Genomic DNA, 15,344 nt, shown 5'->3' with positions numbered 1-15,344 from the left:
CAATTTCATTATTCCAAAAGAAGTTGCAAACTTCTTAATGCTTTTCCTTCGTGTAAACTTTCTTTCGCCATCAAAAGGCAATCTTCATAACTTCCGAATTTATCGGTGTGATAAAGGGCAACCGCTGCATTTGCCAATACAACGGCATTCTGTTGTTCCGTTCCTTTTCCCTGAAGAATATTTCTGAAAATTTTTGCCGTTTCCTGAGGCGTTTCTCCTGCTTTTATGCTTTCATGCGTAATAGAATCAAAACCAAGATCTTCCGTGGAATAGACTTCTTCTCCTTTTTTGGTAATAATTTTACTGTCGTGGGTAAGGCTGATCTCGTCGTAGCCGTCCATCCCGTGAACCAGAGTAAAGTGACGGTTATCTTTTTGCAATAAATACTGGTAAATTCTTGCGATTTCCAGATTGTAAACGCCGATCATGGAAAACTGAGGTTTTGCTGGATTCACAAGCGGACCGAGAAGGTTGAAAAAAGTTCTGAGACCTAAAGCTCTTCGCAGCGCACCAACCGATTGCAGTGCCGGATGAAAATAGGGGGCATGTAAAAAGCAGATGTTGGCTTTTTCAAGATCTTCCTGCAGTTTTTCCAAACTGTTTTTGAATTCGTAGCCCAGTTCTTCCAGTACATTGGAAGATCCGGTGATGGTGGAAGCTCCGTAATTTCCGTGTTTCATTACTTTCTGTCCCGCTCCTGCAACTACAAAACTTGCTAAAGTTGAGATATTGATGGTGTTTTTTCCGTCACCGCCCGTTCCAACAATATCGATGGCGTCTCCGGAATCTATGTTTACTGGAACTGCCATTTGCAGAAGGGCTTCACGAAAGCCTTCGAGCTCTTTAAGCGTAATATTTCGCATGAGGAAAACACTTATAAAAGCCGTAACTTCGGTTGCATTGAATTTATTCTGGGCAATCTCAATCATAATCGCCTTTGCCTCAGATTTGGACAAGGTATGATGATTAAAAAGGTATTGCAGGATCTCTTTCATTTGTGGAGGTTTTATGGTTGAGGGAATTTGTGCTGTTTTCAATTGAGTAGAAAGTTTTTGATGATAATTTCTCCCTGCGGAGTAAGAATGCTTTCCGGATGAAACTGTACGCCGTGAACATCATATTTTTTGTGCTGTAACGCCATAATCATTCCATCTTTGTCTACTGCGGTAATTTCCAGTTCTTCCGGTAAATCTTCGCGGTTAACAACCCAACTGTGGTATCTTCCGACTTCAATTCCGCTGGATAGATTTTTAAAAATTTTGGTGTCTTCTTTTACGAAATCTGCGGAAGTTGCCACTCCATGAAAAATTTCGGAAAGATTGGTTAAACTTCCTCCAAAAGCTTCTGCAATTGCCTGCTGACCGAGACATACGCCTAAAATGCTTTTTGTAGGAGCGTATTCTTTGATCAGATCCAGTAAAATTCCGGCTTCTTCGGGAATTCCGGGACCGGGTGAAAGTACTATTTTATCGTACTGATCGATTTCTTCCAGACTGATCTGGTCATTCTTTACCACATCCACTTTGGTATCCAAAACTCTCTCGATAATCTGAACCAGATTGTAGGTAAAGCTGTCGTAGTTGTCGAATACGAGAACTTTAGCTGATGGCTTCTGGTTGTTTGTTGATGGTTCTGTATTATTCATTTTTATTTTTTTCTGTAATAATTAATAAATCCGTTTAGCAATTTTTTGCAAAGAATTATTTGATTGATGATGGTGCTAAATTCTTCCTCTCTTACATATTTTTGATCTAATGATAAATAAAGCTGAGTTTCCAGTTCATAAAGAGAACCACGTGCAATAAATAAAAAATGAATGGTTTCCTTTGATGTATTTCTTCCACAACCTTCAGCAATATTCGAGGGAACAGAAACTGCAGATCTCCTGATTTGATTAGTTAGACCAAAAACTTCTTCTTTTGGATAATTTTTAGTTGAATCATAAATTAAATTTGATAGCTTTCTGGATTCAGTCCAGACATCTAAATTTGTAAATTCCATATTTGTGCTTTTATTAATTCTAAATTCTGTCAACTAGACTCAATCAACTATTCACTAATTTCTCCGCTTTTTCCACTGCTTTTTTCAGGGCATTCAGTTTATTGTTTACTTCCTGAAGCTCACTTTTGGGGTTTGATTTTGCTACAAGTCCGGCTCCTGCCTGATAATAAAGCGTATTGTTTTTGCTTAAAAAAGTTCGGATCATAATTGCCTGATTGCAGTCTCCGTTCAAGCCAATCATTCCGATGCATCCGCCATAATATCCTCTGGAATCTTTTTCATATTGGTTAATTAACTGCAACGCTCTGTGTTTTGGGGCTCCGCTTAAAGTTCCCTGCGGAAAAGTTGTTGCCACCATTTCGAAAGGATTTACTTTTTCCTGCAGATCCGCTGTCACTTCGCTTACCATGTGGATAACGTGGGAGAAAAGCTGTATTTCCTTTAATTTGGTTACCGTTACGTTTTTTCCGAGTTTTCCAAGATCATTTCTTGCGAGATCCACAAGCATCGTGTGTTCTGCATTTTCTTTTTCATCGTTTTTTAAAGTTTCGATAGACTGGAGATCCGTTTCAAAATGTCCTGTTCGTTTGAATGTTCCGGCAATCGGATGAATAACGGCTTTGTTGTTTTTGATGATTAACTGGCTTTCAGGGCTTGAACCGAAGAGTTTGTAATTGCCATAATCGAAGAAAAATAAATAAGGAGAAGGATTGATGTTTCTTAATGCACGGTAGACATTGAATTCATCTCCTTTAAATTTCTGCTGAAACCTTCTGCTGAGTACCAATTGAAAGACATCGCCTCTCATGCAGTGTTTCTGGGCTGTTTTTACGAGTTCAATATATTCTTCATCCGTAATATTAGAAGTTTCTGCTCCTTCTTTTTCGAAAGGATAAATTACGGAATTCAAATTCTTGATTAGGCTTTCAAGAAGGTAAAATTCAGATTTTACACCTTCCATCTGATTTTCAATAATATGCATTTCATCATTGTAATGATTGATGGCAATAACATATTGATATAATCGGTAACGAAGAATCGGGATTTCAACTTCGGGACTCTGTGCTTTGAACTGAATATTTTCAAAAAACTGAACCGCCTCGAAACTGGTATATCCGAAAAGACTTTGTGCCGTCTGTTCTATAGGATCTGCCGTTTTTTCGCATTCGAAAAGATCTGAGAAATTCTGAAAAACATCTTCAATTTTATTTTCAATGATAAATTGTTTTACAGGTTCCTGTCCCGGAAGTTTTATTTCAAAATCATTTAAATTTTTAATTTCGATTCCGGCAATCGCATTGATGGCAATGAAAGAGAAGTTGTTATCGATATTTTTAGAATCTGAGCTTTCCAGAAGAATAGTATCCCTGAATTTGTCGCGAATCTGCAGATAGATATTCATCGGAGTCTGAAGATCTCCGAGTGTTTTTTTGGAAACGGTTTTTATTTTTATCTTTTTACTGAACATTGCAGTTGAATTTTAAAATGGATGAAACAAAAAAAGACTTCAACGGATTACGTCAAAGTCTTTATTATTTGTTATAAATTATTTCTGTTGGTTGTTTAGCATTAACAACATGACAATAACATCAGACCCGACGAAGAGTTTGAATGCCACCACCACATATTTTTGTTGTTAACCATAGTACAAATGTATATAATTTTTTTAATATGAAAACAAAAAAAATATGAAATTAAAAAAAACTTAATCTGAAAACTGATGGCTTTCACTAATCAGAAAAATGTTTTATCAGAAAAAATTTAATGAAATATCTTTAAAAATGGAGGTTTATCATAAGCTTGAAAGTTTATTTTTTATATTTTTGTCTAAATTTTTATAGGAAAAATAATGAAAAAAGTATTAGCAATCGCGTTTATCGGTGGTTTATTGGCAGCTAGCTGCTCTAAAAAGCCAAATCATGACTTACAGGACAGCAACACGATGTTGCCAGAGCCGGATGCTCCAACTGTGGTGGATTCTACTGCCAAAAAAACTGAAGCAGCAAAAGTAAATGCCGCAGAATCTCTTCCTGCAGCTGAAGCTAAAGCAGATACTCTTACAAAAAAATAATGAAAAATCTGTTTTTGACAGGATGTCTGGCAATGCTGATGTTTTCCTGTTCCAAAAAAGAAAATACACCTGTTGATGCGGCTTCTCCTGAAGCTACATCAATGAATGAACCGGCGAAAAGTAATCTTTCCGGCGACAAAATTATTGAAACGCTGGACTGTTCCGGATGTCATGCGGTGAATGAAAGAATGATAGGACCTTCTTATCAGGAAATAGCAGATAAGTATTCTGAAAAGGATGCAGAAATGCTCGCTTCCAAGATTATAGAAGGCGGAAGCGGAGTTTGGGGAGGCGTTCCGATGTCTCCACATCCACAGGTATCGAAAGAAGATGCCAAAAAAATGGTACAGTATATTTTAAGTCTGAAAAAATAATTGATGACTGAAAAGTCTGCTTTACATCCAAGAAATCTGCATCGTGATCCTTATGATTTCGAACAACTGATTTCCTGTGTACCGGAACTCAAACACTATGTTTTTGTGAACGCTTATCAAAGTGTAACAATTAATTTCAGTCTTCCGAAGGCTGTAAAATTGCTGAACAAAGCTTTGCTGTTACACTTTTATAAGGTTCAGGATTGGGATATTCCCGATGGTAATCTCTGTCCTCCGATTCCCGGAAGAGCAGATTACATTCATTATATTGCCGATTTAATCGGTGAAAAAGATCCTCAGAATTCTGATATTAAAGGACTGGATATCGGGACAGGAGCAAATCTTGTCTATCCTTTAATTGCCCATCGTTCTTACGGGTGGAAAATGACGGGAACTGATATTAATGACAATTCCCTGAAAAACGCAGAATATATTTTAAGTCAGAATCCTGATTTACTCCCTTTTATACATCTGAAAAAACAGCCGGAACCTGAACATATTTTCAAGAATATTATTGATAAAGAAGATCGTTTTGCATTTTCGATGTGCAATCCGCCTTTTCATGATTCCGAAGAATCTGCCATGAAAGGGAATTTCAGAAAGACAAAAAATCTTAAAAAATCTACGGTTAAAAAACCATTACTGAACTTTGGAGGACAACAGTCGGAATTATGGTGTGAAGGCGGAGAACTGGCATTCATTACAAATATGATTCGCGAAAGTACTCTGTATTCCTCTCAGGTTTTATGGTTTACCTGTCTTGTTTCAAAAAAAGAGAACCTCAGTAAATTAACATTCCTTTTAAAGAAAATAAAAGCAGTCGATTTCAGGATTATCGAAATGTCTCAGGGACAGAAAATCAGCAGGATATTGGCTTGGACTTTTATTCCTCCCGACAAACATACAAAATGGTGATCCATTTTAAAAAAACGTCCTACAAATATTTGTAAGACGTTTATGAATTATTGTGTTTTAGAATCGTATTTTAGAAATAATCTGCTTTCACATACAAATTGTCGTTTCCTGTTCCATAAGTAGCACGAACCGACTGCCCACTCGAACATCCCGTTAATGCAAAAATATCAAGTCTGTAAGTTCCCGCAGGCAAACTCAGCATAGGATTGGAAGCCGACTGATAATTTCCGGTGACATTTGTTGTAGCACCGGTTAAAGAATTGACGTGTGAAACGGATGACAGCCCCATATTATCCTGAATAATTGTTGCGCCTGTAGAATCTGAAATCCTGATCCAGCTAATTGAAATACGCGGAGAACCATCTGTAATTACTCCTCCTGCAGCATTGGCAAATGACGTGGAGACCGATGAAAATATAGAAACAATGGCAGGTCTTGCTAAAGTAAATGTGGTATTATAAACAGACTGTGTTGCCGTTCCAATGGCTGAAGCTGTCGCTGTCGCATTAAGCACAACGGGAGAAGCATTAGGAATAACATTCGTGTTGAAAATCAGCATTTCCGAAGCTTTACCCTGATAAATATCTCCTGTTGCGGTATCCAGTATTAAAGGAACTGTTGTGGTAGGACTTCCTGTTGCAATTGCCTGTAAGTTGCTTATTCTGATAGGAGCTGTTGCGGCATTCACTTCAAGTCTTCTTGCAGGAGTACTAGTTCCTATCCCGATATTTCCTGCCGGAGCGGCGAGAGTTCCGGTCATTCCTGTTCCGAAAATTGCATTCCCAATATTCATCTGGTTACTTGTGGTTGCAGACTGGATCTGTGTATTGTTTCCAATCGCGATATTGGTGCCGCCTGTTGTAATATTGGTTCCTGCAGAAGCTCCCAAGATTAAGTTGTTGCTTCCCGTGGTTAATCCCGAACCGGCAATGCTTCCCAAAACAGTATTGCTTGCTCCGGTTGTTAAAGATACACCGCCCGCCGTATCTCCCAGAAGAACATTATTAGATCCGGAACTGATTGCGGTTCCGGTATTAACACCAATAGCTATATTTGAGTTTCCTCCATTATTAGAAATTAAAGCATTGTCACCGATGGCAATATTTCTCTGTATGGAAGCTGCTGTTGTACTGGATAAAGCATTTCCGCCAATAGCGATGTTGGTAGAACCTGTTGTGATCCCCCGTCCTGTATTTAAACCAATTCCGACATTTCTAGCGCCTGTTGTCACTGTATTTAAGGAAGTCGATCCGAATGCGGTGTTTCCGGTTCCGGTCACAGCGATAGGAATGGAATTATTTCCAAAAGATGTATTGGTTGTTCCCAAAATTCCGGACTGGATATTATTTCTTTTGAAGATAATATCCTGATTGTCTGTGGTTCCCATAAAATTGGTTCCGGATGCTGTTCCGGAGTTTCCTGTAAGTCCCCAATTCTGCGCATTAACTGCCGAAGGAGTAGTAAGTCTCTGCCAAACCCCTCCTTCAAAATAATAATAACCTGTAGCTGTGATATTGACAGCCTGTCCTGTGGCAGATCCTGTAGCTATATCATTTACGTAAATAAGTGTACCGGAAGGAACGGAAGTCATATTTAGGGCTCTTTCGCGATCCAGACGTGGAGCGAGAAGTCCGTCTACAGTAGTTGAGGTTCCTGTAGCATTTTTCGCAACAACGTCAAATGTAGCTGTAGGAGTAGTTGTATTTATCCCTACTTGTGCTTTAGTAATTGCTCCCATTGATAAAAGGGAGGATAATAGGATAATCCTTTTTTTCATAAGTAAATTATTTTATAATTAGTGGTAAACCAAAGATAATAAATAAAACTCATTTATAATTCATCATATAGTGATTATTAATATTTAATTTAAACTAATCTTTTAAATATAGTTTTATAAGAATTATTTACATTAAAAATAAAGTATTATGGTATAAAATATTTACCTTAAGTTTAAGGTGAAATTTTGTAAATAATCACTAAATTTGTACGCTTTTAGAAAAATAAGAAATGCAATTATCAGAACAAGAAATCATTAGAAGAGAAAAGCTGAATAAGCTTGTTGAAATGGGGATTAATGCATTCCCGGCGGATGAATACATCATTACAGATACTACAGAATCTATAAAACAGGATTTCGCAGAAAGTAAACAGGTGAAGATCGCGGGAAGACTGATGTCTCGTCGTATTCAGGGGAAAGCTTCTTTTGCTGAATTGCAGGATTCTACTGGAAGAATTCAGGTGTACTTCAACAGGGATGAGATCTGTACAGGCGAAGATAAGACTTTATACAATGAAGTGTACAAACACCTTTTAGATATTGGAGATATTATCGGAATTGAAGGTGAACTGTTTACAACACAGGTAGGAGAGAAGACGGTTTTAGTGAAAAATTTCACCCTGTTAACAAAATCTCTAAGACCTCTTCCACAAGCAAAAACCGATGAAAACGGTGTTGTTCACGATGCATTTAATGATCCGGAACTAAGATACAGACAGCGTTATGTAGATTTAACGGTAAATCCTCAAATTAAGGAAGTTTTCGTAAAAAGAACAAAACTGTTCAATGCGATGAGAACATTCTTCAATGATGCAGGATATTTTGAGGTAGAAACTCCCATCTTGCAGGCAATTCCGGGAGGAGCTGCGGCAAGACCTTTCATTACGCATCACAATGCTTTGGATATTCCTTTATATTTAAGAATTGCCAACGAATTGTATCTGAAAAGATTGATCGTGGGTGGTTTTGACGGGGTTTACGAATTCTCCAAAAACTTCAGAAATGAAGGAATGGACAGAACCCATAATCCGGAATTTACCGCAATGGAAATTTATGTAGCGTACAAAGACTACAACTGGATGATGGATTTCACGGAGAAGTTATTAGAGTTCTGTGCTATTCAGGTAAACGGAACAACAAAAGCTACTTTCGGAGAATATGAAGTGGATTTCAAAGCGCCTTACCAGAGAATTTCTATGACGAATGCGATCCTGAAATTTACAGGATTCGATATCACCGGAAAAACAGAACAGGAATTATTCGACTTTGCGAAATCTATCGGAATTGATGTGAATGAAACGATGGGGAAAGGAAAATTAATTGATGAAATTTTTGGTGAAAAATGCGAAGGAAACTTTATTCAGCCAACTTTCATTACAGATTATCCGATCGAAATGTCACCGCTTACGAAAAAACACAGAAGCAAAGAAGGTTTAACCGAGCGTTTTGAACTGATGGTTTGCGGAAAAGAAATCGCCAATGCTTATTCTGAGCTTAATGATCCTATTGATCAGAGAGAGCGTTTTGAGGAGCAGTTAAAATTATCCGAAAAAGGAGATGATGAGGCAGGACAGTTTATTGATGAAGATTTCTTAAGAGCCCTGGAATACGGAATGCCGCCAACTTCCGGTTTAGGAATCGGAATGGACAGATTAATTATGTTCCTTACGAATAATGCATCTATTCAGGAAGTTTTATTCTTCCCTCAAATGAGACCTGAGAAAGCGGTTCCTCAAATTGAACTGGGTGAAGATGAAAAAGTAATTCTTGAAATCTTAAAATCAGGAGAACAGATTGCTTTGGCAGAAGTGAAAGAGCAATCTCAACTTTCAGGAAAGAAATGGGACAAAGCCTCAAAAACTTTAACGAAAAATAATCTCGTGAAAGTGGAGAAGATTGATGAGGTTCTTTTGATGAAACTGGTTTAAGATTTTACCGTATAAAATAATAGAAGGTCGTCTCAGGACGATCTTTTTTATTATATTCAAAAACTTTTTTTAAAATTAAAACTAATGATTAAAAAAATTAAAGTTAATCAGACGATTCCTATATATTCTAGCCATGATGAAAACTCAAAAACCGAAAGTTTTTTGCAAGAGGGAGATATTGTTGAATTTAATCGCGAAAAAAGAAGGGACGGTATTGATTGGATTGAGATTATTTTGAACAGAAAAAATTACTTCATAAAAAAAGATTCTTCAAAGTTTTCTTTATTAAAAAGAGTCAAACTTATTGATGATGCTTGTACCATTGTATTCTTTGAATCTAAAGCCGGAGAAAAATATACTTTTGGTGAAGTATTTACGGTTCATTCGCTTGAAGGTATGAATCAGGGGTGTATTAAAGTGAAAAGAATTTTTGATCATGCGCAACAAGAGAAATGCATTAATCTGTATTATGATATAAACAAGGTTAATATTTCTAAAAGGATTTTTGCAAAAGGAGAAGAAATCATAATTACCAATAAGATAGGAGTGTTTACTGAGGTTTTATATGGCAAAAAGACAGGATATATTTTGTCTGATATTGCTTATTATGAACCGAAAAATTGGTGGATGGTAGCTGTTGTTTCTGTAGTTGGTTTATTTATGATGGTTGGCTTAATATATGGTGCTATATCTTCAGGTTGGGTTGTGAAAGGGGCTTTCTTAGCCATTCCGGTAATCATTGTATCTGCAATCATTATTGTTTTTATAAAAGGGATTTTGACAATTGTTAATCTTGTTGTTGAAAATATTAGAAAAAGATTGTAATTTTTTACTGTAAAAACTATTTCTGTACAATTTCCGTTATTAATAAAAACTAAATGAGATGAGAATTCTTATCGTCCTTATTTTTCTGTTCGTCAATTTGAAAGCTCAGATGCTTAGTTCTGTTTATTTTGAGTACAATAGTTCTAAACTGACGAAAGAATCGCAGAAAAAGCTTGACAGTCTGGCCCAATTGAAAAGCAATCTGAAATTCAGAATTTTTGGAAATTGTGATATTTCTGGAACTTCGGAATACAATAAAAAGCTGTCTGAAAATCGCGCTAATGCGGTTAATCAATATTTACAGTCAAAAGCCGGAAACAATATCAAGCTGGAAAGTGTAGTAGGATTGGGAAAAGAAAAACCGATTAATGACAACAGTACCGAAGAACTGCGCGGTAAAAACAGAAGAGTAGATGTGTTTATTGATCGGGTGATGATTGCCGGAGAAATACATTCCGGAAAGGTCTTTGATAGTTTTTTCAGCAAAAAAGTTTCAGAAATGAAAATCGGAGAAACTTTTTCTTTGCCGAATGTTAATTTTATCGGAGGTCGCCACGTATGGCTGCCAAAAGGAAATAGTGTATTGATGCAGTTAGCGGAAATTTTAAAAAATAATCCGACAATCGAAGTAGAATTGCAGGGACATATCTGCTGTGATTATGACAATTTCGATGGTGAAGATTTAGATTTGAAAACATTTAACCTATCTTGGACGAGAGCCAATGCCATCAAAGAATTTCTGGAAAAACAGGGAATTGCTTCCACGCGCATCAAAGCAACCGGAATGGGACATCTCAATCCTGTTGTTTATCCCGAAAGAAAGGAAGAGGATTTCATGAAGAACAGGAGGGTGGAAATTGTTTTGCTTAAAAAATAGATTACAAGGTTTCGGCGCAGCAAAGCTGCGCCGAAACTATTATACCTTATAAAATTATCTTCTCAGTTTACTGAATGAAGCCATCAGATAAAACAAAAACGGAAGGATGAAAACAGAGCCGAGCATTAACGCCCATCCCAAAGCCGAAATTGTTTTTGGCGCTGCAACGTTGTCTAATAAAGAAAGATGCTCTCCGTTTGCAAACAAAATAATATTCGGATTGTGCTGATAAGTAGCGGCAACCAGAATCATAATCACCTGAAATCCTGCTAAAGCTCTTACAGGTAAAAGTTTACGGCGATTCATTGCTCTCAGAATCAAAAATAGACAGATGGTAGCAAAAACCGTTGCCATAATTCCCAAAGGTTTTGAGAAAACCCACATCAGTAAAGGAATATCGGAAAAATAAGCTGTGATAAAAACCAGAAGCCCTGCGATAACAACAAAGACCATGGTCTGTTTGGATTTTCTGATCATCATCCCCAGCTCAAAACGGTCGGATGTTTCTCTCAAAGCAAAAACGGAAGCAAGATATGCACAGATGGAAACTGTAAATAACCCGACTGCAACACCAAACCAGTTCAGCCAACTGAAAATATACAAATCTAAAAAGTTAGTCGCATCCGGATTAATAGAATGGGAGATCGTTGCTGCTGCCGTTAATCCCAGAAAAAAAGGAGTCAGTAAACTCGCAAAGTAAAAAATCTGTGTGTAAATGCGTTGCCAACTGTCTTCCACCGCATCATAATGCCGGAACGTAAAAGCTGTACCGCGTGCAATAATCCCCACCAGCATTAAAACCAAAGGAATATGAAGGTACGTGGAAAGCGTAGTGTAAATCTCCGGAAAGCCAACAAAAAGAATAACAATCGCAATAATCAGCCACATATGATTGGCTTCCCAAACCGGAGCAATGGAAGTATACATCAAAGTCTGCGTTTTGGGTCTGTTCTTTTTTCTGGTGAACTGTTCCACAATTCCCGCTCCGAAATCAGCTCCGCCTAAAATAACATACAGACAGATCGATAGCCAGAGAAATCCTATAACAACGTAAATCATGACTTCTTATTTTTAGAGTTAAACTGAGGATCGGTAGGATCGTATAATTTGGGAACCATTTTAATCTGTCTTGTTAAAAGGAAAATAATAACCAAAGAGAGTGACGCGAAAATCGCAGTAAAAAAGTAAAAAGAATACTGAATTCCCGGCATTGGTGTCACGGCATCGGCTGTTTTCATAATTCCGTAGATAATCCACGGCTGTCTTCCCACTTCAGTTACCGTCCATCCCGCTTCCAGAGCAATATATCCGAAAGGAGTTGCATATAAAAATGTTTTCAGAAGCCAGTTTCTGGAAAGCCATTCTTTCCTGAAAAATGTTGCATACAGAAAAACACTTCCAATAATAATCATCACAACACCAAAGAAAATCATGATCTGAAAAGCATAATGCACAACCGCAATCGGAGGCCATTCATCTTTTGGAAAATCTTTCAGTCCTTTTACTTCCGCGTTAAAATCATTAGCCACTAAAAAGCTCAGAACTTTCGGGATTTTTACGGCATATTTTATCTCTTCTTTTTTCTCATCCGGAATTCCGCCAATCACAAATGAAGCCCCTTTTTCAGTTTCAAAATGCGCTTCCATGGCAGCTAATTTTATAGGTTGTCTTTCTGCAACAGATTTTGCGGCAACATCACCACTTAAGGGTGCTCCGAATGCTCCGATCAAAGCAAATCCTGCTGCAATTCTGAAGGCTTTGGTATGAAATTCAACATTTTTTTTCTTTAGAATCAAGAAAGCATGAACTCCGGCAACTGCAAATCCGGTTGCACAAAACGCAGCAACCGTCATGTGTAAAGCCTGAGGAAACCACGCGTCATTGAACATGGCTTTAATAGGATCTATATTTAAATATTGTCCGTTCACATAATCAAATCCTGCCGGAGAATTCATCCATGCGTTTGCGGCAACCACTAAAATTCCCGAAGCTAAACCGCTTAATCCTACCAAAAATCCGCAGAACCAATGAAACCATTTGTTAAAACGATCCCATCCGTACAGAAAAAATCCGATTGCGATGGCTTCAATAAAAAATGCAGTTCCTTCCAGTGAAAAAGGCATTCCGAAGATGGGTCCTGCGTGTTTCATAAATTCAGGCCACAGAAGTCCCAGCTCAAAAGAAAGCATCGTTCCGGAAACGGCTCCGGTCGCAAAAAGGATTGCTACACCTTTGCTCCATGCTTTTGTGAGACCTTTATAAACTTCGTTTTTTGTTTTTAAGTATTTCCAGTGCGCAAAAGCCATAAGGAAAGGCATTACCATACCTACACATGAGAAAATAATGTGAAAGCCGAGTGACATTGCCATCTGTGCACGAGCTGCAAGAAAGTCGTCCATAAACCATTCATTTTGAGTAAATAAATTTACGCATAAATTATAGATCGTCATTATGATTTACAACAGCATTTGTTTGAGAAATAGGTTTTAACTTTGATATTTTTTAAGAGAAAATAATCTTTGCTTTTTGTGGAAAAATCAATACTTTTTTGACACTTTTTAACTTTCATACCTCGAAAAAAATCACGATATTTGTAAGTCTTTGCATTTAGCAGGATTTTTTAATATTTATATGAGTCAGAAACAATATACAGCTAGTAGTATTCAGGCATTGGAAGGAATGGAACACGTGCGTATGCGTCCTTCAATGTACATTGGTGATGTGGGAGTAAGAGGTCTCCATCATTTGGTTTATGAAGTAGTAGATAACTCTATCGACGAAGCTTTAGCAGGATACTGCGACACGATCTTTGTCAGCATTAAAGAAGGAAACGGGATCGAGGTTAGCGATAACGGTAGAGGTATTCCTGTGGATTTCCACGAAAAAGAACAGAAATCCGCTCTTGAGGTGGTAATGACGAAAATCGGGGCAGGAGGTAAGTTTGATAAAGATTCTTATAAAGTTTCCGGAGGTCTTCACGGAGTTGGGGTATCGTGTGTAAACGCACTTTCCAACGAAATGGTAACGACAGTTTACAGAGACGGAAACGTTTATCAGCAGATATATTCAAGAGGTAAAGCTCAGACGGGCGTTGAGGAAATAGGACACAGCGATCAGAGAGGAACAAAACAGTTCTTCCAGCCGGATGATTCTATCTTTACAGAACTGGTGTATAATTATGATACATTAGCAAGCCGTTTAAGAGAGCTTTCTTATTTAAATAAAGGAATTACCATTACCCTTACAGACGAAAGAGGAAAACTGGAAGACGGTTCTTTCAGATCAGAAGTTTTTCATTCTGAAGGAGGTTTAAAGGAATTTGTTGCTTTTATCGACGGAAACCGTGAATCGATCATGGAAAACGTAATTTTCATGGAAGGTGAAAGAGACGATATTCCTGTGGAAGTAGCGATGCGTTACAATACTTCATTTAACGAGAATCTTCACTCCTACGTTAACAATATCAATACTCACGAAGGAGGAACTCACTTAGCAGGTTTCAGACGTGCTTTAACGAGAACCTTAAAGAAATATGCGGATGATTTAGGAATTCCTCAAAAAGAAAAAGTAGAAATTACAGGAGATGATTTCCGTGAAGGACTTACCGCTGTAATTTCCGTAAAAGTAATGGAACCTCAGTTTGAAGGACAGACCAAAACGAAATTAGGAAACTCCGAAGTTTCGGGTGCTGTTGATAAAATTGTTGGGGAAATGCTGACTAACTTTTTGGAAGAAAATCCTAACGAAGCAAAAATTATCGTTCAGAAAGTGGTGTTGGCTGCAAAAGCAAGACAGGCTGCGAAAAAAGCCCGTGAAATGGTTCAGAGAAAATCTCCGATGGGAGGTTCCGGGCTTCCCGGGAAATTATCCGACTGTTCTTCAAAAGATCCGGCAGAATCAGAAATTTTCTTAGTTGAGGGAGATTCCGCGGGTGGAACTGCAAAGCAGGGACGTGACAGATTCTTTCAGGCAATTCTTCCGTTAAGAGGTAAGATTTTGAATGTTGAGAAATCAATGCTTCATAAAGTATATGATAATGAAGAGATTAAGAATATTTATACCGCTTTAGGAGTTTCCGTAGGTACGGAAGAAGACAGTAAAGCGTTGAATATGGCGAAGTTAAGATATCATAAAATCGTAATCATGACCGATGCCGATATCGATGGTTCTCACATCTCAACCTTAATCTTAACGTTCTTCTTCAGATATATGAAGGAATTGATTGAGAACGGATATATTTATATTGCTCAGCCGCCTTTGTATTTATTGAAAAAAGGAAATAAAAAAGTATATGCTTACAACGAAAAAGAGCGTGAAGAATTTACTTTGGAAATGTCTCCGGATGGAAAAGGTGTTGAAGTTCAGCGTTATAAAGGTCTTGGAGAGATGAATCCTGAACAGCTTTGGGAAACCACTCTGAATCCTGAACACAGAATCCTGAAACAGGTAACCATCGACAATGCGGTGGAAGCAGACAGTGTATTTTCTATGTTGATGGGCGACGAAGTTCCGCCAAGAAGAGAATTTATAGAAAAGAATGCCAAATATGCAAAAATTGATGCATAATTGAATTCAA

Annotated in this window: 14 protein-coding genes; 7 read left to right on the top strand and 7 right to left on the bottom strand. The window is 37.6% G+C overall.

Annotated elements, in window-relative coordinates; genetic code table 11:
* Positions 1-8 precede the first annotated feature (8 nt).
* From trpD to H6W53_RS08385, 4 genes are read right to left on the bottom strand one after another with little or no spacing between them, the layout of a single operon-like run.
* Positions 9-995, bottom strand: a complete 987-nt coding sequence (gene trpD / locus H6W53_RS08400; protein WP_185206026.1) for an anthranilate phosphoribosyltransferase — start codon at positions 993-995, stop codon at positions 9-11.
* Positions 996-1,033: 38 nt separating this feature from the next.
* Positions 1,034-1,645, bottom strand: coding sequence for an anthranilate synthase component II (locus H6W53_RS08395; protein ID WP_076393270.1), 612 nt, complete (start codon positions 1,643-1,645; stop codon positions 1,034-1,036).
* A gap of 2 nt (positions 1,646-1,647) precedes the next feature.
* Positions 1,648-2,001, bottom strand: coding sequence for a four helix bundle protein (locus tag H6W53_RS08390; RefSeq protein WP_185206024.1), 354 nt, complete (start codon positions 1,999-2,001; stop codon positions 1,648-1,650).
* Between the two features lie 43 nt (positions 2,002-2,044).
* The gene (locus H6W53_RS08385; protein WP_185206022.1) at positions 2,045-3,469 is read right to left on the bottom strand and encodes an anthranilate synthase component I family protein; all 1,425 of its coding nucleotides are present in this window, start codon (positions 3,467-3,469) and stop codon (positions 2,045-2,047) included.
* A 381-nt stretch (positions 3,470-3,850) separates the two neighbouring features.
* Between H6W53_RS08385 and H6W53_RS08380 the strand changes: the two genes are divergently transcribed.
* From H6W53_RS08380 to rlmF, 3 genes are read left to right on the top strand one after another with little or no spacing between them, the layout of a single operon-like run.
* Positions 3,851-4,072, top strand: a complete 222-nt coding sequence (locus H6W53_RS08380) for a hypothetical protein (RefSeq protein WP_076393272.1) — start codon at positions 3,851-3,853, stop codon at positions 4,070-4,072.
* Positions 4,072-4,446 carry a c-type cytochrome gene (locus tag H6W53_RS08375; RefSeq protein ID WP_076393273.1) on the top strand — a complete coding sequence of 125 codons (375 nt, stop codon included), beginning with the start codon at positions 4,072-4,074 and terminating at the stop codon, positions 4,444-4,446. Before H6W53_RS08380 ends, H6W53_RS08375 begins: the two co-directional genes overlap by 1 nt.
* A 3-nt stretch (positions 4,447-4,449) precedes the next feature.
* A complete protein-coding gene (rlmF, locus tag H6W53_RS08370) occupies positions 4,450-5,361 on the top strand; it encodes a 23S rRNA (adenine(1618)-N(6))-methyltransferase RlmF (protein ID WP_185206020.1) in 912 nt (303 codons plus the stop codon).
* A gap of 70 nt (positions 5,362-5,431) precedes the next feature.
* On the opposite strand, the gene H6W53_RS08365 is transcribed toward rlmF, so the two are convergent.
* Positions 5,432-7,138 carry a beta strand repeat-containing protein gene (locus H6W53_RS08365; protein ID WP_185206018.1) on the bottom strand — a complete coding sequence of 569 codons (1,707 nt, stop codon included), beginning with the start codon at positions 7,136-7,138 and terminating at the stop codon, positions 5,432-5,434.
* 230 nt (positions 7,139-7,368) lie between these two features.
* Here H6W53_RS08365 and lysS point away from each other — a divergent pair, with 230 nt between their 5' ends.
* The 3 genes from lysS (at position 7,369) to H6W53_RS08350 (ending at position 10,768) form a co-directional block, all read left to right on the top strand.
* Positions 7,369-9,066: a lysine--tRNA ligase gene (gene lysS / locus H6W53_RS08360; RefSeq protein WP_185206016.1), complete on the top strand. Its 1,698-nt coding sequence runs from the start codon at positions 7,369-7,371 to the stop codon at positions 9,064-9,066.
* 84 nt (positions 9,067-9,150) lie between these two features.
* Entirely contained in the window at positions 9,151-9,891 is a 741-nt protein-coding gene (locus H6W53_RS08355) for a hypothetical protein (protein WP_185206014.1), read from the top strand.
* Between the two features lie 58 nt (positions 9,892-9,949).
* Positions 9,950-10,768, top strand: coding sequence for an OmpA family protein (locus tag H6W53_RS08350; RefSeq protein ID WP_185206012.1), 819 nt, complete (start codon positions 9,950-9,952; stop codon positions 10,766-10,768).
* A gap of 54 nt (positions 10,769-10,822) precedes the next feature.
* Here H6W53_RS08350 and H6W53_RS08345 read toward each other — a convergent pair whose 3' ends face one another.
* Together H6W53_RS08345 and H6W53_RS08340 are read right to left on the bottom strand one after the other, a co-directional pair.
* On the bottom strand, positions 10,823-11,827 hold the full coding sequence (locus H6W53_RS08345) for a cytochrome d ubiquinol oxidase subunit II (protein ID WP_185206010.1): 1,005 nt from the start codon (positions 11,825-11,827) through the stop codon (positions 10,823-10,825).
* Positions 11,824-13,167 (bottom strand): cytochrome ubiquinol oxidase subunit I, encoded by a 1,344-nt coding sequence (locus H6W53_RS08340; protein WP_185206008.1) that lies wholly within the window; start codon positions 13,165-13,167, stop codon positions 11,824-11,826. Before H6W53_RS08340 ends, H6W53_RS08345 begins: the two co-directional genes overlap by 4 nt.
* Positions 13,168-13,399: 232 nt before the next feature.
* Between H6W53_RS08340 and gyrB the strand changes: the two genes are divergently transcribed.
* On the top strand, positions 13,400-15,334 hold the full coding sequence (gene gyrB, locus H6W53_RS08335; RefSeq protein ID WP_185206005.1) for a DNA topoisomerase (ATP-hydrolyzing) subunit B: 1,935 nt from the start codon (positions 13,400-13,402) through the stop codon (positions 15,332-15,334).
* Positions 15,335-15,344: the final 10 nt, after the last annotated feature.

Source organism: Chryseobacterium sp. C3, assembly GCF_014218905.1.
GTDB lineage: Bacteria > Bacteroidota > Bacteroidia > Flavobacteriales > Weeksellaceae > Chryseobacterium > Chryseobacterium mucoviscidosis.
This window is presented reverse-complemented; position numbering and strand designations above follow the sequence as displayed.